The organism is Rhodococcus oryzae, assembly GCF_005049235.1.
Classification (GTDB): domain Bacteria; phylum Actinomycetota; class Actinomycetes; order Mycobacteriales; family Mycobacteriaceae; genus Rhodococcus_G; species Rhodococcus_G oryzae.
Genome location: NZ_SUMD01000020.1, coordinates 1,916 through 25,170 on the forward strand (window position 1 = coordinate 1,916; position 23,255 = coordinate 25,170).

1 protein-coding gene (cut by a window edge) is annotated in these 23,255 nt (G+C 67.6%); it reads right to left on the bottom strand.

Annotated elements, in window-relative coordinates; translation table 11 throughout:
* Positions 1-23,255: the 3' portion of a non-ribosomal peptide synthetase gene (locus FCG67_RS24555; protein WP_169310609.1), read on the bottom strand. It continues 5,125 nt past the right edge of the window; the window shows 23,255 of its 28,380 coding nt (coding positions 5,126-28,380); the start codon falls outside the window, past its right edge; it ends in the stop codon at positions 1-3.

Here is a 23,255-nt window from a genome sequence, read left to right on the forward strand (position 1 = left end):
TCACCGCCCGACCTCCCAAGCCTCGTTCAGGACATCGGCGATCCGGGCCAGCGACGCGGGCGATGCCATTTCCCAGTGAGTGGCCTCGAGGGGATGGTTGTGGATCCGACCGTCCACCGCGTCCGTCCAGGTCGACGCGTTGCGCGTGCCGTCGGCGTCGTCCATCGCGGCGGTGAAGAACACCAGGTCACCCTTGTACGCAGCCGGCTGGTAGTCCGTCATGAGAGACAGCGAAGTCTCGGCGAACCCAAGTGCCCTCGTGACGCGATCCGCACCCAGCACGTTGAACGGCTCGGGAAGGTCCTCGACCAGATCGACGATCGCTTCGGGGGTCAGCGCCGCGTCCAGGTCCACCCCACCTGCCGACTCCACCGTCGGCAACACGCCACCGAGCAGGTCGCGCGCCGTCATCGCACCCCCGGGCTCCGACTGCTGGTCACCGATGCCCGCGACGCTGTCCATCATCGACAACAACGCGACCTCCTGCCCCTCGGACTGCAACTGCACCGCCATCGCATGTGCGATCACACCTCCCAGGGACCAGCCGAGGAGGTGATAGGGGCCGTCCGACTGGACCGAGCGGATCGCGCGGACGTAGCGGTCGGCCCACTCCTCGATCGACCCGGGCAGCTCACCGGTCTCGCCGAGGACAGGCGACTGTAGCCCGTAGATCGCGCGGTCACGATCGACATGCGCCGAGAGTCCACCGAACGCCCACGAGAGTCCGATGACGGGGTGAATGCAGAACAACGGAGGCTTCTCGCCGCCCTCCCTCAACGGGAGCAGGACGTCGAACGCGGCCTCCCCGTCGAGGTCACCGAGGCCGCTACGGGCGGAGTCGATACGGCCGGCCATTGCCTCCGGCGTCGCACCGGAGAACAGCCACAGGACCGGCACCCGAATATCGAACGCTGCACCGAGGCGGGCCGTGACCTGGGTCGCGACCAGCGAATTGCCGCCGAGTTCGAAGAAGTTGTCGTCCAGCCCGACCCGTTCGACCCCGAGTACCTCCGCGAACGTCGCCGCCACCGTCTGTTCGGTAGCCGTGATCGGGGCCCGGAACACTCGCGCCTCGAACACGGGAGCAGGCAGGGCCTTGCGATCCAGCTTCCCCGAAGGGTTGAGCGGGAACGCTTCGAGGACAACGACCGCGGCCGGAACCATGTAGCTCGGCAGCGACCTCGACGCGAACACCTTCACCTCGTCCGCCGACACCGATTCGCCCGGTGCGGGCACCACGTAGGCCACCAACTGATCACCGGTCGGGGTCGGGACGACCAGTACAGCCGACTGGAGCACCGCGTCATGCGCCAGCAGTGCCGTCTCGATTTCACCGAGCTCGATTCGCTGGCCCCGGAACTTGACCTGGAAGTCGGTGCGCCCGATGTAGCCGAGTTCCCCGTCCTTGCTCCAGGCGACCAGGTCACCGGTGCGGTACATCCGTTCGCCTGTACCGAACGGGTTCGCCACGAACCGATCGGAGGTCAGATCCACCCGGCCGAAGTAGCCCCGGGCGAGCTGAGCGCCCGCGAGGTACAGCTCGCCCGGTACGCCGACCGGCACCGGCCGAAGCCTCGAATCCAGCACGTACACCTGCGAATTCCACTGCGGCCAGCCGATCGACACCGAGCCCTGGTCGCCACCGGTGACCTCGCGGTAGGTGATCGAGACGGCGGCCTCGGTCGGCCCGTACAGGTTGTGGACCGCAGCGGAGGAGACGCGTGCGAACTCGCGCACCGTCTCGACCGGGAGCGCCTCACCGATGGCGAACACCTGCCGCAGCGAGGTCAGGTCGTCGGCAGACACCGACGCCGCGAACACCGTCATCATCGACGGCACGAAGTCCGTCACGGTCACGCCGTGCTCGGCGATCTTGTCCGCCACGTAAGCGGGATCACGGTGTCCGTCCGGCGTCGCGACGACGAGTTGAGCGCCCACCCGCAGTGGCATGAAGTAGCCCCACAGCGACACATCGAACGTGGTCGCCGTCTTCTGCATGTACACATCCGACCGGTCCAGCTGGTATTCCGCCTGCATCCACTCCATTTGGTTGACGATCGCCGAGTGTGACACCGCAACACCCTTCGGCTTGCCCGTCGAACCCGACGTGAATATCACGTACGCAGGATGCTCGGGCCGCAGTGCCGCCACCCGATCGTCCGCCGAGACAGGCACGTCCGGATAGCCGGACAGGTCCAGCTCGTCGAACCGCAGCACCGTCCTGTCCCCCGCGGCGACGAACTCGTCACGTGCCGTGGTCAGCACGCACACCGGGTCCGCCGTGTCGAGGATGTGCCCGATCCGCTCCGCCGGGTGGTCCGGGTCGACCGGCACGTATGCACCACCCGCCTCGAGCACCGCGTACATGCCCACCACCAGATCCAGCGACCGCCGGACCGCCAACGCCACCAACGACTCCGGCCCGACACCCTCGTCGATCAGCCGGTGCGCCAGACGGTTCACGCGGGCAGCAAACTCTGTGTACGACAGCGACAGCCCCTCGTACACCAACGCGGTCGTGTCCGGCGAGGCCAGGACCTGGCGCCGGAATCCGTCCAACAGAAGCTGGCCGGCGGGCAGTTCGTATGCCGACTCGTTCCACTCCTGCACCAGCACTTCGCGTTCGGCAGGTTCGAGCAGTTCGATGTCGCCGACGACAGTGTCCGGGTCGGCGACGATCGCCTCGAGGACCTTTCGGAAGCGCCCCGCGATCACCTCCACCGATCCGGCGTCGAACAGAGATGTCGCGTACGTGAAGCCCGCCGACAGCCCGATGGGCGCGCCGGTCTCGTCGTAGTTGTCGGAAACGGTGAGCTGGAGATCGAACTGGGAGATCTCCACATCGAAGTCCAGTCCGGACACCGCGAGGTCACCCAGGTCCAACGAGCTCGGTGGGATGTTCTGGAACGAGAATCCCACCTGGCACAGCGGATGCCGCGACGTCGACCTGGTGGGGTTGAGCACCTCGACAAGCCGCTCGAACGGGACGTCAGCATTCCCGAACGCCCCGAGATCCGACTCCCTCACCTGCGCGAGCAGGTCGGAGAACGTCTCACTCCCTTCGATCTTCGTGCGCAGCACCAAGGTGTTGACGAACATGCCGATGAGATCATCGAGCGCAGCGTCACCGCGGCCTGCGAACGGGGTACCCACGGCGACGTCACCGGAGTTTGCCGAACGAGCAAGCAGGACTGCGAACGCCGCATGGACCACCATGAACAAGGTCGAATTCCGCTCGCGCGCGACCTCACCCAACCGTCGGTGCAGATCGGGTTCGACTTCGAAGTCGAATCGGCCGCCGTGGAAGGACTGGACCGCGGGCCGCGGCCGGTCCGACGGCAGGTCCAACTGGTCCGGCAGCCCATCGAGCTCATGTGTCCAGTAGTCGAGCTGACGCGAGATCAGTGATTCCGGATCGCCTTCCGACCCGAGCAGTTCACGCTGCCAGAGGCTGTAGTCGGCGTACTGCACCGCGAGCGGCGCCCACGCGGGAGCCCGCCCGCCGGTGCGAGCGCCATAGGCCACCATGACGTCCCGGACCAGCGGCGCCACCGAGGACCTGTCCGCCGCGATGTGATGCACCACGACGACCATCACGTATTCCGCTTCCGCACCGGCGATCCGAAGCAGTCGAGCCCGCACCGGCACCTGTTCGGCCACATCGAACCCGGCGGCGACGAAGCCGGCCACCGCGGGCAGCACGTCGGCCTCGTCGGTCATGACCGGGTCGAGGTCGAGAACGACCTGCGACGCGGGCACGATGACCTGGACCGGCCCGTCGATGGTCTCCGGGTAGCGGGTGCGCAGCACCTCATGCCTGGCGACCACGTCCCCGACCGCGGCCTGCAGTGCCTCGACATCGAGGTCGCCAGACAGCCTCATCGCCACCGGGATGTTGTAGGCGGCGGACTCGGTGTCGAACCGGTTCAGGAACCACATCCGCGACTGCGCCAACGCGAGCGGCACCTGTTCGGGCCGTTCCCTCGCAACCAGGGCAGGTCGGCCACCTGCCCCCGCGTGCTGCTCGACGAGGGATGCCAGACCGGCGACCGTGGCCGCATCGAACAGCACACGAACCGGCACCGTCGAGTCCAGTGCCGCACCCAGACGGGACGCGACCTGCGCCGCGATCAGCGAGTTGCCGCCGAGGTCGAAGAAGTTGTCGTCCAAGCCAACCCGGTCCAGGCCGAGAACCTGCGCGATCGTGTCCGCCACGACCTGCTCGACCGGGGTGGCAGGTGCCCGGAAGGACACCGACACGAACTCCGGCGCGGGCAGTGCCCTGCGATCCACCTTCCCGTTCACGTTGAGCGGCAACCCGTCGAGCACCATCACCACGGACGGGACCATGTAGGACGGCACCGCACCCGACAATCCGTCGCGGATGGTCTGCCCATCCAGCTCGGCCCCCTCGACCCCGCCCACGACGTAACCCACCAGCTGCGTACCGGCGTGCGCGTCGTCACGAGCCACGACCACGGCCTCCGTCACCCCGGGATGCGCCCGCAGCGCGGACTCGATCTCCCCGAGTTCGATCCGGAATCCACGCACCTTCACCTGGAAGTCGGCGCGCTCGAGGTAGTCGAGGTTGCCATCCGGCAGCCAGCGAACCACGTCGCCGGTGCGATACATCCGGGTGCCGTCACCGTAAGGATTCGCCACGAATCGGTCCGCGGTGAGATCCGTACGCCCATGGTAGCCGCGCGCCAACTGCGCGCCGGCCAGGTACAGCTCGCCCGCGACACCGACCGGTACCGGGTGCAGCCGGGAATCGAGCACGAACACCTGGGTGTTCCACTCCGGCGATCCGATCGGCACGGTGACCAGATCTGTCTCCGAGGTCCGATACGACGTCACCGAGACCGCCGCCTCCGTCGGACCGTAGAGGTTGTCGAGCCGGGCCGCACTCGCCTTGCGCAACCGCGCCGCAGTCGCCGCGGGTAGCGCCTCGCCGATGGCCAGCACCCGAGTGACCGAGTCCGGGAACACAGCGGACGGGTCCGCGAGCAGCATCGACAGCATCGACGGCACCACATGGAGCGTGGTCACCGCCTCGCGAACCATGAGCTCGAGAAGGTAACCCGGGTCCTGATGCCCGTCGGACCGGGCGATCACCAGGCGCGCGCCGGTCTGCAGCGCCCACCAGAACTCCCACACCGACAGGTCGAAGGTCGCTGCGGTCTTGAGCAGCACCGCGTCCTGCGCTCCGAGCTGGTACTCCGCCTGCTTCCACACCATCTGGTTGACCACCGCGGCGTGCGAAACCGCGACGCCCTTCGGTCGACCCGTCGAGCCCGACGTGAAGATCACGTATGCCGGGTTCGACGTCCGAAGCTGCGCGACCCGATCGCCGTCTCCGATCGGTGTTGCGTCGAAGGCCGTCAGGTCCTCGGTGTCCACCGTCAGGGTCCGCACCTCGCCCGGCAGCTGCACCGCGTCCGCCGATCGGGTGAGCACCACCACCGGCACGGCGGAGTCGAGCACCAAGGCGGTGCGTTCGACCGGGTGATCCGGATCGAGGGGCACATAGGCGCCGCCTGCCTTGACGATCGCGTACATGCCGACCATCAAGTCGACCGACCGCCGCATCGCCAATCCGACCAGCGATTCCGGCCCGACCCCCTCGGCGATCAGCCTGCGCGCCAGGCGGTTCACCCTCGAGTCGAAGTCCCCGTAACTGAGAACCTGCTCCTCGAACACCAGTGCCGTCGCCTCCGGGGTCCGCGCCACCTGGGCGTCGAACAGGTCGATTAGTGTCGCCTCGGCGACCTCCTCTTCGGTCGCGTTCCAGTCCCCGAGGACCCGATCCGACTCCACGCTTCCGAGCAGATCGACATCGCCGACCGGCACGGTCGGATCCGCGACCATCGCTTCGAGAATGCGGACGAACCTGGCCACGAAGGTCTCAACGGTCACCGAATCGAACAGTGCCGTCGCGTAGGTGAACCGAGCTGACAATCCCGTCGGGTTGCCGTCCGCGTCGTACTGGTCGGCGATGATCAGGTGCAGGTCGAACTGGGAGATCTCGGTCTCGAAGTCGACCGCTGCCATCGAAAGGCCCTGCAGCTCGAACTCGGTCGTGCCCAGGTTCTGGAACGAGAAGCCCACCTGGCACAGCGGATGCCGCGCCGTGGACCGCGTCGGGTTCAGCACCTCGACCAGCCGCTCGAACGGCACGTCGGCGTTTCCGAACGCGCCCAGGTCCGTCTCCCGTACCCGCGCAATCAGTTCCGTGAAGTCGTCGCTTCCGTCGACCTTGGTCCGGAAGACCAAGGTGTTGACGAACATGCCGATCAGGTCGTCCAATACCGCCTCGCCACGACCGGCGAACGGCGTTCCGACTGCGATGTCATCGGTGCCCGACGACCGTGCCAACAGCACCGCGAACGCGGCGTGCACGACCATGAACAGCGTCGCGTTGTGCGCGCGCGCAAGTTCACCGAGGGCACGGTGGAGTTCGGCGTCGACGTCGAATCCGACTCGGCCACCGTGGTACGACTGCACCGCAGGTCGCGGCCGGTCGGTCGGCAGATCGAGCTGATCCGGGAGCCCGGCCAACGCCGACTTCCAGTAGCCGAGCTGCCTGGCGATCAGCGACTCCGGATCGTCCTCGGACCCGAGGACCTCCCGCTGCCACAACGCGAAGTCCGCGTACTGCACCGGTAGCGGCGCCCATCCAGGGGCCTGCCCGGCGGAGCGGGCGGCATACGCCACCATCACATCCCGGGTAAACGGCGTCATCGAGGACCCGTCCGCGGAGATGTGGTGGACCACGACGGCCAGGACGTGCTCGACGGTGACGCCCGATTGTTCGATGCACAACAGCAGCGCGCGCACCGGCACGTCCGCGGTCACGTCGAAACCGGACTGCAGGAACTCGGCGACCATCGCGGTCACCTCTGCCTCGGTGACCAGGACGGGCGTGAGGTCCGGCACGGCGCGTTCAGCGGGAACGACCACCTGAACCGGACCGTCCGTGGTCTCCGGGTACACCGTACGCAGGACCTCGTGCCGAGCCACGACGTCGGCGACCGCCGCCTGCAGCGCATCGACGTCGAGGTCACCGGACAACCTGATCGCGACCGGGATGTTGTACGCCGCCGACTCCGTGTCGAACCGGTTCAAGAACCACATCCGCTGCTGGGCCAGCGACAACGGCACCAGTTCCGGACGTGGCTGCGCCACAAGGGCCTTTCGGCTTCCCTGACCCGCGAGAACGGCGACCCGTTCGGCCAGACCACCGACGGTGGAGGCCTCGAAGAGCTCACGCACCGGCACGGTCGCATCCAGCGCCGACCCGAGCCGGGCCACGACACGGGTCGCGATCAACGAGTTGCCGCCCAACTCGAAGAAGTCGTCGTCGGCCCCGACCCGCTCGAGATCCAGAACCTCGGCAAAGACGCTTGCGACGATCTCCTCCACCGGGTTCGAGGGCGCCCGGAACTCACGCACCTCGAACACCGGCGCGGGCAAAGCCTTGCGATCGAGCTTGCCTACCGGCGTCATCGGAATCGCATCGAGCACCATGATCGACGCGGGCACCATGTATGCGGCCAACGACGCGCCGACATACGCCTTGAGCCCGGCCGGATCCAACACGCGCCCCGGGGCAGGCACCACATAGGACACCAGCGAGGTGATCCCACCGGCCCCGGTGTGCCCGAGCGTGGCCGCGAAGTCCACGTCCTGGTGCGAGGTCAGTGCGGAGTCGATCTCACCGAGTTCGATCCGGAAGCCGCGCACCTTCACCTGGAAGTCCGAGCGGCCCACGTACTCGAGCTCGCCGGTGCCGGTCCAGCGCACCACGTCGCCGGTCCGGTACATCCGGGTGCTCGTCGGATCCTCGGTCGTGGCGCAGGGATTCGCCACGAAGCGGTCCGCGGTCAGGCCCGGCCGACCGAGATAGCCGCGTGCGACACCGGGTCCCGAGAGGTACAACTCGCCGGCGACTCCGACGGGAACCGGGTGCAGTCGCCCATCGAGGACCTGAGCGCAGACCCCCCGCAGGGGCTCACCGATCGGCATCGGCCCGCCCGCGACCAACGGATCACTGCTGGTCGCGAGAATGGTGGTCTCGGTGGGACCGTAAACATTGAAGAAGTCACGATCCTTCGCCCACCGAGCTACCAGGTCCGGCGAGAACATCTCGCCACCGACCATCGCCGAACGCAGTTCGGGCACCTCGTCCGGGTCGATGGACGCCAGTGCGGCCGGGGTGATGAAGGCATGGCTGACCCCTTCCGTGCGCATCAGCCCGGCCAGCTCGGCACCACCGTAAATCGACGGTGGCACCACGACCATCGTCGCACCCGCACCGACCGCGAGCAGGAGCTCGAGCACCGACGCGTCGAAACTGGGAGAGGCGAAGTGCAGGGTCCGCGACCGCGCATCGATGGCGAAACGTTCGCGCTGTTCGGCCGCCAGGTTGGAAAGGCCGCCGTGTGTGACGGAGACGCCCTTCGGCTTGCCCGTCGAGCCCGACGTGTAGATCACATAGGCGGTGTTCTCAGCCGTGAGCCGCCCCAGTCGCTCCGATGCACTCACCTCGTGCGCGGGCATCGCCACGCAACGGGTCTCGAAAGCGTCGTCGTCGAGGACCAGCCACCGAACCGTGTCCGGCAACGCGTCGACGGAAGCGGAGACGGTCAGACCGATTCGGGCACCCGAGTCCGACGTCATATGGGCGACGCGCTCGGCCGGGTAGTTCGGGTCGATCGGGACGAAGGCGGCACCCGTCTTGGCGACCGACCACACCGCCAGTACCGATTCGAGTGACCGAGTGATCCCCAACGCCACGAACGACTCCGGACCCACACCCTCGGAGATCAGCACCCGGGCCACGCGGGAGGACCGCTCGTCGATCTCCCGGTAGGTGAGGGTGCGGTCCCCGAAAGTGACCGCGGTCGCCGACGGATCCATCCGCACGGCGTCGGTGAGCAGGTCCGGCAACACCTGGATCGGTCCGACGCCCGCGCCTCGGCGAGGACTCAGTTCCGCCCGCTCGGCGCCGCCGAGGATCTCGATGTCGCCGACGAGAACCCTGGAATCGGCCACTGCGGCACGCAGGATCCGGGTCAGTCTCTCGGCGAACCCGACGACCGTGTTCCTGTCGAACAGATCTGTCGCATAAAGGAACTCGGCCGCGATACCGACCGAAGAACCGTCCTCGCCGAAGGACTCGGACACCGTCAACTGCAGATCGAACTTCGAGATCTGTTCCTCGGATGCGAGACCGCTGACAGTCATCCCCGGCAACTCGAAGCTGACCGGTCCGACGTTCTGCATGGCCAGTGCGACCTGGAACAACGGGTGCCTGGACTGTGAACGCTCGGGGTTCAGCACCTCGACCAGGCGCTCGAACGGCACGTCACCGTTCGCCATCGCGCGGAGGTCGACCTCCCTTGCCCGGTCCAGGACCGAACCGAACGACTCCGCGCCCTCGACCTCGGTGCGCAGCACCAGGGTGTTGACGAACATGCCCACCAGGTCGTCGAGCGCGGCCTCACCTCGGCCCGCGACCGGAGTTCCGATCGTGATGTCGGAGGTGCCCGACAGCCGCGCCAGCAGCACCGCCAACGCGGCGTGCAGCACCATGAAGGTCGTCGCGTTGTGCGCGCGAGCCAACTCGGTCACCATCCGGTGCACGTCCGCATCGAACTCGAACGGAACGGCCGCGCCGCGACCCGACGGGATCAGCGGCCGGGGGCGATCGGTCGGCAAGTCCAGCTGGTCGGGCAGGCCGGCCAGGCCTTGCGACCAGTAGCCGAGCTGGCGTGCGGACAGCGACTGCGGATCCGACTCGTCCCCGAGCAGTTCCCGCTGCCACAGTGTGTAGTCCACGTACTGCACCGGCAATGGCGCCCAGTCGGGCACCTGGCCTGCCATCGCGGCCAGGTACGCGGTCATCACGTCGCGGGTCAACGGCCCGCTCGAGAATCCGTCACCGGCAATGTGGTGAACCACCAGCACCAACACATGGTCGCCGTCGGCGATCCGGAACAGCTTCGCACGCACCGGAACACCCGCGGTGACGTCGAAACCCGTAGTGATCACGGCGGTCACCCGCGCAGTCAGATCCTGCGGGTCGATTCCCTCCGGCTCCAGGTCCACGACCCACTCGCCGACCGGCAACACCACCTGATACCCGGTGCCGTCGTGCTCCGGGTACACGGTGCGAAGCACCTCATGCCTGGCCACGACGTCATTGACTGCGGCCTGCAGGGCGGCCACGTCGAGTTCGCCGGTCAACCGAACCGCGATCGGGATGTTGTTGACCGCTGAGCCGGTATCGAACCGATTGAGGAACCACATTCGGGACTGAGCCGGCGACAGCGGGATGTGCTCCGGCCGTGGCCGTGCCGACAACTGCAGCCTACCGCCGTCTCCGGCAACGGACCGCAACCGGGCGGCCAGTGCCTCGACACCCGGCGCCTCGAACAGCTCCCGCACCGGTACCCGGGTGTCGAGCGCACCGCCGAGCCGCGCGGCGACCTGGGTGGCGACCAAGGAGTTGCCACCCAGTTCGAAGAAGTCGTCGTCGAGACCGACCCGCTCGATACCGAGCATATCGGCGAACACGCCTGCGACGATCTCTTCCACCTCGTTCGTCGGCGCGCGGAACTCGCGCGCCTCGAACACCGGCGCAGGCAGCGCCTTCCGGTCCAGCTTGCCGCTTGAATTGAGCGGGAACTCCTCGAGCGCCACCAGCGCCGACGGCACCATGTAGGTCGGTAGCGATCGTGCGACGAACTCCTTGAGCTCGTCGATCTCGATCACCGCGCCGACCGCGGGCACCACGTACGCCACCAGCTGGTCACCGGTCGTCGTCGGCACCACCAGTACGGCCGCCTGTAGCACCGCATCATGAGCCAGCAGCGCGGACTCGATCTCACCGAGCTCGATCCGCTGCCCACGGAACTTCACCTGGAAGTCGGTACGACCGATGTACCCGAGCTCACCGCCTGCGGTCCAGGTGACCAGGTCACCGGTCCGGTACATCCGCTCGCCGACGGCCGAGAACGGGTTGGCCACAAAGCGATCCGAGGTCAGATCCACCCGGCCGTGATAGCCGCGGGCCAGCTGGATACCCGCGAGATAGAGCTCCCCTGGCACTCCGACGGGAACTGGGCGCAGCCGGGAGTCCAGCACGTACACCCGGGAGTTCCACTCCGGTCGGCCGATCGAGACCGCACCGCCGACAGCGGTACCGGTGACCTCGGCGTAGGTGATGGACACCGCGGCCTCGGTGGGTCCGTACAGGTTGTGCACACCGGCGCCGGACACCGCAGCGAAGTCACGGACGGTCTCCGACGGCAGCGCCTCACCGATGACGAACACATGGCGCAGGCTCGTCAGATCCTCGCGTGTCGCCGCGCCCGCGAACACGGTGAGCATCGACGGGACGAAGTCGGTGACCGTCACCCGGTGCCGGCGAATGGTGTCTGCCACGTAGCCCGGATCCCTGTGACCGTCCGGTGTCGCGACGATCAGCTGGGCGCCTGCGCGCAGGGGCATGAAGAAGCCCCAGAGCGAGACGTCGAAGGTCGTCGCCGTCTTCTGGAGGTACACGTCCGACGCGTCCAGCGGGTACTCGGCGAGCATCCATGCGATCTGGTTGGCGATCGCCTCGTGGCTGACGGCGACGCCCTTAGGCTTTCCGGTCGAACCCGAGGTGAAGATCACGTACGCCGGGTGCCGCGGCATCAGCCGCGCGATCCGATCCGCATCCGTCACGGGTGCGTCCGGGAATGCCGAGGTGTCGACGGTGTCGATGGTCAGCACCCTCCGGCCGCCAGGCACCTCGACGCCGTCGCGGGCAACGGTCAGCACAGCCGCTGGGTTCGCCGTCTCCAGGATGTGTCCGATGCGTTCCGCGGGATGATCCGGATCGACCGGCACGTAGGCCCCGCCGGCCTTCACCACCGCGTAGATGCCGACGACGAGGTCGATCGAACGCCGAATCGCCAACGCCACCAGGGATTCCGGGCCGACGCCCTCGGCGATCAGCAACCTGGCCAGCCGGTTCGAGCGCGCATCGAACTCCGCGTATGTCAGCGAGACACCCTCGTAGACCAGCGCACTCGCATCCGGAGTGGCCGCGACCTTCGCGTCGAAAGCATCGAGCAACAGCTCGCCCGCGTCCACGACGTGAGCCGAGTCGTTCCAGTCCGTCAGCAGCTGCGACCGCTCTCCACTGTCGAGGATGTCGAGGTCGCCCACGGCTCGGGACGGGTCGGCGATGACGGCCCGCAGGATTCGCTCGAATCGCTGCCCGAACAGCCGCACCGTGCCCTCGTCGAACAGGTCCCGCGCATAGGTCAGGTGAACCATGACCTCCGCAGGAGCGTCCTGCTCACCCGACTTCTCGGCGATCGTGACCTGCAGGTCGAACTTCGCGATGTGCGCATCGACCTCGAGTCCGGAGACCGCCAGCCCGTCGAGCTCGAGGGTGGGCTGTTCGTGGTTCTGGAAGAACAGCGCCACCTGGAAGAGCGGGTGCCGGGACTGCGAGCGCGCCGGGTTCAGCACCTCCACGAGCCGCTCGAACGGAACGTCCGCATGCCCGAATGCGCCGAGATCAGTCTCCTTGACGTCACCGAGCAAGTTGGTGAAGGTGGCCGACGAATCAACATCCGTTCGCAACACCAAGGTGTTGACGAACATGCCGACCAGGTCGTCGAGCGCCGCTTCGCCTCGGCCGGCCACCGGCGTGCCGATGGCGATGTCCGAGGTGCCGGACAGGCGGGCGAGCAGCACCGCGAGCGCCGCATGCACCACCATGAAGGGCGATGAATTGTTCACGCGGGCCAGCTCGACCAGATCGCGGTACAACTGCGCATCCAAAGAGAACGAGAGCGCCCCACCCGCATTGGAGGCCACTGCGGGGCGTGGCCGATCACTCGGCAGGTCGAGCTGAGACGGGATGCCGTCCAGCCGTGACTTCCAGTACTCGAGCTGAGAGGTGATCACCGAGTCCGGGTCATCCTCGGACCCTAGAATCTCCCGCTGCCAGAGCGCGTAGTCCGCGTACTGCACGGGGAGCGGTGCCCAGCCCGGGACATCGCCCACGCTGCGCGCCGCATAGGCGATCATCACGTCGCGGACGAGCGGCCCCATGGAGAACCCGTCGGCGGCGATATGGTGCACCACGAACACCAGCACGTGCTCGGTGGTGTCCGCCGCATGCTCCGCGCCTGTCTCCACCCGGAAGAGCCGCGCGCGCAGTGGCACATCGACCGCGACGTCGAATCCGGTGGTGACGGCCTCGGTTACCAGTGTCACGACCTGATCCTGGGCGACCGGGATCGGAGTCACGTCCGGAATCGCCTCGCCGACCGGGCGGATCACTTGCATGCCGGTGCCCTCTGCCGAGACCGGGTACACCGTGCGCAGGATCTCGTGCCTGGCCACCACGTCCGCGACTGCGGACTGGAGCACGGCGGTATCGATCGCGCCTGTGAGCCGGATCGCGGCCGGGATGTTGTTCACCGCGGATTCGCTGTCGAATCGGCTCAGGAACCACATTCGCTGCTGCGCCAACGACAACGGAATCGTCTCCGGGCGTTCGACCGCCGACAGGGCGAGCCTGCGACCGCTCCCTGCCCGGGAAGCCGCGCGAGCCGCGAGCGCGGCGACCGTCGGCGCCTCGAACAGTGCCCGTACCTCGACGGTGGTGTCCAGGGCTGCGCCCAGACGTGCGGCCACCTGGGTGGCGATCAGCGAGTTGCCACCGAGTTCGAAGAAGTCGTCGTCGGCGCCGACCCGCTCCGCACCGAGGACCTCGGCGAACAGGCCTGCCACGATCTCCTCCACCGGCGTGGACGGCGCACGGAACACCGCTGCTTCGAACACCGGCGCAGGCAACGCCTTTCGGTCCAGTTTGCCGGAAGCGCCCAGCGGGAACTCATCGAGGACCACGAAGGCCGACGGCACCATGTAGGAGGGCAGGTTCGACCGGAGCTCCGCCTTGAGTTCGTCGATATCCACTGACTCCGCCGCGGGCACCAGGTACGCCACCAAGGCCTCGCCGGTCCGCTCGTCCCGGCGCAATGTCACCACTGCCTGGGCAACATTCGGGGCCGAGAGCAGCGCCGTCTCGATCTCACCGAGTTCGATACGCAGACCACGCAGCTTCACCTGGAAGTCGGTCCGCCCGATGTACTCGAGCTCCCCACTGCTGTTCCAGGACACCAGATCGCCTGTCCGGTACATCCGTGCGCCGTCATCCCCGAACGGGTTGGCGACGAAGCGGTCCGACGTCAGGTCACCCCGACCCACGTAACCACGTGCCAGCTGAACACCGGCCAGGTAGAGCTCGCCTGGCACACCCACGGGAACCGGACGCAGCCTGTTGTCGAGCACGTACACCTTCGTGTTCCACACCGGCGCACCGATCGGGACCCCGGCCTGATCAGCGACCGTGACCTCATGGAAGGTGACATCGACGGCGGCCTCGGTCGGCCCGTACAGGTTGTGCAGCCGCACCTGCGGGGCCACGACCCGCAGCGCCGCTGCGGTCCGGACGGGCAGGGCCTCACCGGACGCGAACACCCGCACCAACGAGGTCGCCTGCGCCACCGTCGGCTCTGCGACGAACAGCGCCAGCATCGAGGGCACGAAATGAGCCGTGGTCACAGACTCCTCGGCGATCACTCGCGCGAGGTACGCCGGATCACGGTGTCCGTCGGGTGCCGCTATCACCAGCTTCGCACCCACCTGCAACGGCCAGAACAGCTCCCACACGGAAACGTCGAACGTCACAGGAGTCTTCTGCAACACCACGTCGCCTGCACCCAGGCCGTACTCCGCCTGCATCCAGTCCAGGCGATTCACGATCGAGCCGTGGGAAACCGCCACGCCCTTCGGTCGGCCCGTCGATCCCGACGTGAAGATCACGTAGGCCGTGGTCTCGCCCCGCAGCGATGCGTTCCGCTCGTCGTCGGTGATGGCCGCAGCCGAGTAACCGGACAGATCCACGGTGTCCAGGAGAAGGACAGACCTCTCCCCCGCGCCGCTGAAGTCGTCTCGCGTCGAGGACACCACCCACACCGGGTCTGCGGTGTCCAGGATGTGCCCGATCCGCTCCGCCGGCTGATCCGGGTCGAGCGGCACGTACGCACCACCGGCCACCTGCACCGCGTAGATGGCGATCATCATCTCCAGCGACCGACGCATCGCGACAGCAACCAGTGACTCAGGGCCGACACCGGTCGAAATCAAATGCCGGGCCAGGCGATTGACCCGGTCGGCAAACTCGCCGTACGTCAGCAGATCACCCTCGAACGACAAAGCCGTCATACCCGGCGCCCGAGCGACCTGCGCCTCGAACAGCGACACCAACGTCCCGGCCGCAACCTCGTGCGCAGTGTCGTTCCACGTCCGGAGGACCTGGTCCCGCTCGACGGCGGCCAGCCATTCGATGTCGCCGACCGGCGTAGTCGGATCTGCCACCGCTGCCTGCAGGATCCGGACCAACCGGTTCGCGAACGACTCGACTGTTGCGCGGTCGAACAGGTCGGTCGCGTAGCGCAGCCCCGCAGACATACCACCCGCGAGACCATCGACCTCGACTCCCTCGGCGATCGCCAAGGCCAGATCGAACTGCGTGGTCGGAGAGTCGTAGTCGAACCCGGACACCGTCAGATCCGGCAACTCGTACGATCGCTGCTCGCTGTGCTCGAAGGTCAGCGATACCTGAAACAGCGGCGAATGCGATTGTGAGCGAACCGGATTGAGCACCTCGACGAGCCGTTCGAACGGTACGTCCGAACGGCCGAAAGCGGCCAGGTCGTTCTCGCGCACCGCGGCAAGGACGTCCGCGAAGCTGTCCGCCCCGTTGACGCGGGTCCGGAGTACCAGGGTGTTGACGAACATCCCGACCAGATCGTCGAGTGCGGCCTCGCTGCGACCCGCAACCGGGGTACCGATCGCGATGTCGTCTGTGCCGCTGAGCCGTGCCAACAGGACGCTGAACGCGGCGTGCACGACCATGAAGGTGGTCGCGCCACGCCCGCGCGCGAGCTCCTCGATTCGGGCCACCAACTCCGGCGCGATGTCGAACCGCACCAGATCACCGCGAGCAGTTGCCACGGTCGGGCGCGGGTGGTCGGTGGGCAGGTCGAGCACATCCGGCAACCCGGCGAGCGCATCCCGCCAGAACCCGACCTGCGCCGCCGCCAGCGACTGAGGATCGTCCTCGGATCCGAGCAACTCGTGCTGCCAGAGCGTGAAGTCCGCGTACTGCACCGGCAGCGGTGCCCAGGACGGCGCCTGACCTGCAGTCCTCGCGGCGTAAGCGATCATCACATCCCGGGCGAGCGGACCCATGGAGATACCGTCCGCGCTGATGTGGTGGACAACCATCACCAGTGCGTACTCATCAACACCGGTGCGCAGCAGCCGGCCACGGATCGGTGGGGCCGCCGTCACGTCGAATCCGGCGCCGAGCACCGCCATCACCTCGGCGGGCAGCTCCTCCTCGGTCACATCGACCGGGCTGAGGTCCAGCTCCACCCGATCAGACGGCAATACCACCTGTACGGGTCCGCCGCCGTCGTCCGGGAACACGGTCCGCAGCGACTCGTGCCGCTCGAGCACATCGCGCACAGACAGCGAGAGGGCGGCTGTGTCGAGCCGGCCGGCAAGCCGAATCGCCATCGGAATGTTGTAGGCCGCCGACTCCCGATCGAAGCTGTTGAGGAACCACATCCTCTGCTGCGCGAGCGACAGCGGGATCCGTTCGGGCCGTGGACCTGCCACCAGAGCGGGGGCACCTCCGCCGCCGACACCGGACTCGGCACGGGCGGCCAGCGCAGCCACGTTGGGGTTCTCGAACACCATGCGCACCGGGAGGCTGGATCCCAGCGCCGCGTTGATCCGGGAGACCACCCGCATGGCCAGCAGTGAGTTACCGCCGAGCGCAAAGAAATCGTCGTCGAGGCCCACCGCGGCGACGCCGAGGACTTCTCCGACCACCGCGGCAACGATCTCCTCGACCGGGGTAGACGGTGCACGGAAGGCCCGAACCTCGAACACCGGCTGCGGCAACTGCTTACGGTCGAGCTTTCCGCTCATGTTGAGCGGGAATGCGTCGAGCACCATCACCGCCGTCGGCACCATGTACGCGGGCAGCGATTGCGCGACCGCGTCGCGTAGCTCGGGCCCGGACCGGTCGGCCCCGGGTGCCTGCACGATGTAGCCGACCAACCGATCCCCGATGGCATGGTCGGAGTGCAGGACCACGACCGCTTGGGTGACGCCGTCGAGCCTCTCGAGCGCGATCTCGATCTCTCCCAGCTCGACGCGCTGACCGCGCAGCTTGACCTGGAAATCAGTACGGCCCAGGTACTCCAACTGCCCGTCATCACGCCAGCGTGCCAGGTCACCAGTGCGGTACATGACGGCGCCGGTCGCCCCGAACGGGTTGGCCACGAACCGCTCGGCCGTGATGCCCGATCGGCCGTGATATCCACGGGACACCTGCCGACCCGCAAGGTACAACTCTCCCGAGACGCCCAGCGGAACGGGGTTCAGTCGCGAATCCAACACGTACGCCTGCGAGTTCCACACAGGAAGACCGATGGGCATCGAGTGCGCCTCGGACCCGTCGCACCAGTGATGCACCGACGTCAGCGTCGTCTCCGCCGGGCCATATGCGTTGTTCATCCCTACGCCCAGGGACGCCGTCGTCTTAGACGCCAACTCGGGGCTGAGCGCTTCGCCTGCCAACTGCAGTGCCCGAACCGAGGACGGCAGGGTCAGCTCGGGGTCCGAAACCAATGCGTTCAGCATCGACGGCACGAAACCGAGCACGGTGACACCGTGTTCGCGACACACCTCGACCAGATACCTGGGGTCGCGATGCCCGTCGGGGACGGCGATCACGAGATGGGCGCCGGTCAGGAACGGCACGAAGAGCTCCCAGACCGACGGATCGAAGACGACCGGGGTCTTCTGCAGGAGCACGTCCGAACCGGTCACCGCGTACGCGTCGACGAACCAGCTCAACTGGTTCACGATCGCCGCGTGGCTGACCGTGACGCCCTTCGGCACACCGGTCGAGCCGGAGGTGAAGATCACGTAGGCCGCATTTGCCGGCCTCAGCGATCCGTTGCGGTCTGCATCCCGGACCGGGGCGGCCGAGAACTCGGCGTCGACCACGGTGTCCACCTCGATGACTCGGTGGCCGCCGTCGACAGCGATGCCGTCCCTCGAGGTCGTCAACACGCACACCGGCGCGGCGATCGAGAGGACCGACTCGAGCCGCTCGACCGGCTGTTCGGGATCGACAGGTACGTAGGCGCCGCCTGCCTTCATCACCGCATGCATGGCGGCCAACATCTCGATCGAACGCCGGGCGGCAACCACCACCGTGGTCTCCGGGCCCACACCCATCGAGATGAGCCGGCGGGCGAGGCTGTTGGAACGTGCGTCGAACTGGGCGAATGTGAGGGTCTCGCCCTCGAACGACACGGCGGGAGATTCGGGAACCCGGTCAACCGTGGCTGACATGGCGTCGACAAGCGTGCCCGCCGGCACCTCGGCTCCGGTGGAGTTCCACTCGCGCACCATGAGTTCGAGATCCGCACCGGGGACGAGGACGAGGTCCCCGACCGGTTCCGTGGAGCCGCTGGCAACCTGGCCGAAGATTGCGACCAGTGCTCGGGCGAACCGATCGGCGGTCGCCGGATCGAAGAGGTCAGCCGCATAGGTCAACTGGGCGTCCAGCCCGGTCGGGACTCCCTCCTCGTCGTAGCGGTCCGCGAATACGAAATCCAGGTCGAACTTCGACACGACAGTGTCGAGTTCGATTCCGGAGATGGTGAGTCCGTCCAGGTCGATCTCGGCGCGGGCCAGGTTCTGGAACGTCAGCGAGACCTGGAACAACGGTGAATGTGACTGCGAGCGAACGGGGCTGAGCACCTCCACGAGCCGCTCGAAGGGCACATCGGTGTTCTCGAATGCGGTCAGGTCGCGCTCGCGAACCTGCGCCAGCAACTCGGCGAAGTTCGCCGAACCGGACACCTCGGTCCGCAGCACCAGCGTGTTGACGAACATCCCGACCAACTCGTCGAGCGCGGCGTCGCCGCGACCCGCCATCGGGGCGCCGATCGCGATGTCACCGTTGCCCGACAATCGGGCCAGCAACACCGACAGCGCCGCGTGCACGACCATGAAGAGCGTCGCGCCCTGCTCTTGCGCGATCCTCACCAGGCCCGCGTGCATGTCGGCATCCACCGAGAATGTCAGTTCGGCGCCTCGGTTCGAGGCGACCGCAGGCCTCGGACGATCGGTCGGCAACTCGATCAGATCGGGCAGCCCGGCCAGCGCGTCCGACCAGTAGCCGAGCTGACGCGACACCAGCGAGTCCGGATCGTCCTCCGTGCCCAGGACATCTCGCTGCCAAATCGCGAAATCCGCATACTGCACCGGGAGCGGAGACCAACTCGGCGCTTCGTCGGCCGAACGGGCAGCGTAGGCAAGCATCATGTCCCTGGTCATCGGCGCGACGGACCAGCCGTCCGCACTGATGTGATGGATCACGAACACCAGTACGTGCTCGCGTGGCGCTACCCGGAACACCGCCGCCCGAAGCGGCGCCTCGGCGGTGACATCGAAGCCTGCCGAGACCAGGCCCAGGATCCGGGCAGGAATCTCGTCGGGACCAACAGCGACCGGCGTCAGGTCCGGAACCGCCTGAGCCACTGGCACGATCACCTGGTATGCGGTGCCGTCCACCTCGGGATAGACCGTGCGCAACGATTCGTGGCGATCGAGGAGGTCGGTGACGGCGGCCTGCAACGCCAGCGTGTCCAGTTCGCCGGACAGCCGGATCGCGATCGGGACGTTGTAGGCGATCGACGCGGGGTCGAAGCGGTTGAGGAACCACATCCGCTGCTGTGCGAGGGAGAGCGGGATCCGCTCCGGACGCTCCCGGGCTACCAGCGCCCGTCGACTGCCCTTACCCACGTACTGCTCGATGGCGGCGGCGAGCGTCTCGACGCTCGCCGCGTCGAACAGCGCGCGGACCGGCACCGTGGCATCCAGGGACGCACCCAGACGGGCGGTCACCTGGGTTGCGATCAGCGAGTTCCCGCCGAGCTCGAAGAAGTCGTCGTCGAGGCCGACCCGGTCGATCCCGAGGACGGCGGCGAACGTCGACGCGACCGCCTCCTCCACCGGGTTCCTCGGGGCGCGGTATGCCTTCGCCTCGAACACCGGCGCAGGCAACGCTTTTCGATCCAGCTTGCCGACCGGGGTCCGCGGGATCTCGTCCAGGACCATGATCACCGAGGGGATCATGTGCGGGGGCAGCGACCGTCCAAGCGCCGACTTGAGGGCCTCGACGTCGACCTCCACGCCGTCCTCGCAGAGGACGTAGGACACCAGCGAGCTGACGCCCGCGGCGCCCGAGTGCCCCAGCGTGACCGCGAACTCGATTCCGGGCAGTGCGGTCAGGGCGGAGTCGATCTCGCCCAGTTCGATCCGGAAGCCGCGGACCTTGACCTGGAAGTCCGATCGACCGACGTAGTCGATCTCACCGCGATCGGTCCAGCGGACAAGGTCGCCTGTCCGGTACAGGCGCTCGCCCGGCGCGCCGAACGGATCCGCGACGAAGCGGTCGGCGGTCAATCCCGGGCGCCTGCGATATCCCCGGGCAAGGCCCGGCCCACCGATGTACAGCTCGCCGATCACACCGTCCGGGACCGGTCGCAACCTGGTGTCGAGCACCAGTGCCCGAACGCCGGACGTCGGGCGACCGACGGTGACGGGTTCACCGGGGATCAGCGGGTCGGTGCCGGTGACGACGATGGTCGTCTCGGTCGGACCGTAGCCGTTCCTGAACTCGCGGTCTTCGGCCCATTTGACCACCAGTTCCGGTGGGCACGCCTCGCCACCGACGCCCACCAGGCGCAGGTCGGGCAGTCCCGCCGGGTCCACCGAGGCTAGTGCGGTGGGTGTCATCACGGCGTGTGTCACGCGCTCGGCGCGAAGTAGGTCCCCCAGCTCCGTGCCGCCGTAGATCGTCGTCGGGCAGATCACCAGACGCGCGCCCGCTCCCGCGGCGAGCAGCATCTCGTTGACGGAGATGTCGAAGCTCGGCGAGGCGAAGTGCAGGATCCGCGAATCCGCCGACGCGCCGGCATCCCTGCGCTGATATTTGCAGAAGTTCGCGAGCCCGGTGTGGGTGACGACGACGCCCTTCGGCTTGCCGGTCGAGCCCGAGGTGTAGATCACGTAGGCGGGCTGATCCAGCCGGACCGGGCCAAGGCGATCCACATCCGACAGCGGCGCGGCCGACGCCCGCAGGCACTGTGCTTCGAGATCGCCGTCGTCCAAGGGCAGCCACCGCACCGAGCGCGGCAGTCGATCGACCAGATGGCTTGCCGTGATACCGATCACGACACCCGAATCGGACACCATGTGCTCGATCCGGTCGGCCGGGTAGTTCGGGTCCACCGGCAGGTACGCGGCGCCGGTCTTCGCCACCGCCCACACGGTCAGGACCGACTCCACCGAACGCGGCAGAGCCATCGCTACGACCGACTCCGGGCCCGCGCCGCCCGCGATCAGGACCCGCGCGAGGCGGGAGGACCCCTCGTCGAGCTCACGGTAGGTCATCAGCCTGCCGTCCGCCGAGATCGCGACCGCCGACGGGTCCGATTCCACTGCGGAGGTGAGTAGTTCGGCCAGGGTCTGCGGTTCGGCGTCCCGGCCACCGTCACGGACGACGAGTTCGGCGCGCTCGGCAGGCGAGAGGATCTCGATGTCGCCCACCGGCGAACCGGCCTCCGCGACGATCGACTCGAGCACCCTGACGAACCGGGCGACGAAGCCGTCGACCGTGCGGCGATCGAACAGGTCTGTCGCATAGTTGAATCCACCGATGATGCCCGACGGCGAGCCCTCGTCGTCGAAGTTCTCGGACAGGTTCACCTGCAGGTCGGTACGAGCCACCTTCGGGTCGAAATCGAGACCCTCGGCCCGAAGACCCGGCAGTTCCACCGAGGTCTGGCCGAAGTTCTGGAGCGCAAGCGCCACCTGGAACAACGGGGTCCGGGACTGGGAACGCTCGGGGCTGAGCACCTCCACGAGCCGCTCGAACGGAACATCGGCGTTCGCGAAGGCGGACAGGTCCACCTCGCGGGTGGCGGAGAGGATCTCGGCGAACGACCGGTCGGACGCCACCTGCGTCCGGAGGACCAGGGTGTTGACGAACATGCCGACCAGATCGTCGAGCGCGGCCTCACCACGCCCCGCGACGGGGGTGCCGACCGCGATGTCCTCGGTTCCGCTGAGCCGGGCGAGCAGCACGGCCAGCGCCGAGTGCAGCACCATGAACATCGTCGAGTTGTGCGAGCGGGCGAGGTCGATCAGTCCGCGGTGCAACTCGGCCACGATGGTGACTTCCGCCGTGTCACCGATGTTGGAGGCGACCAACGGACGCATGCGATCCGCGGGCAGGTCGAGCTGGACGGGCATCCTGTCGAGGGTCTCCGACCAGTACGAGATCTGCTGGGAGATCAGCGAGGCCGGGTCCTCCTCGGACCCGAGAACCTCACGCTGCCACAGCGTGTAGTCCGCGTACTGCACCGCGAGTGGCGCCCACCCCGGCAATTCGCCCGCCGACCTGGCGGCGTAGGCCACCATCACATCCCTGGTCAGCGGACCGATCGAGAAGCCGTCGCCTGCGATGTGGTGAACGACCAGGACCAGCACGTGCTCATCGGTACCCGCCACGGCGAACAATGCGGCCCGTACAGGTACCCCGGCGGTGACGTCGAAGCCCTGCGTCGCGACCTCGATCACCCGCTCCAACAGCTCGTCCTCGCGGACCGTGACCGCGGCCAGATCCACCGACGCTGACGCGGCGGGCAGGACCACCTGATGCCCGGTGCCGTCGAGCGCCGGGTACACGGTGCGCAGCACCTCGTGCCGCGCCACCAGGTCCCCGATCGCCGCCTGCAGCGCCTCGGTGTCCAGCTGACCGGTCAGGCGAACCGCAACCGGGATGTTGCTCGCCGCGGAGGAGGTGTCGAACTGGTTGATGAACCACATGCGCTGCTGCGCCATCGACAACGGGATCGTCTCCGGGCGCGGCTTCGCCGTCAGCTCGACGCGTCCGCCGGCACCGGCATGCACCTGCACGCGCGCCGCGAGCCCCGCGACACTCGACGCCTCGAACAGCTCGCGCACTGGCACCCGGGCATCGAGCGCCGCGCCGAGCCGAGCCATGAGCTGCGTTGCGATCAGCG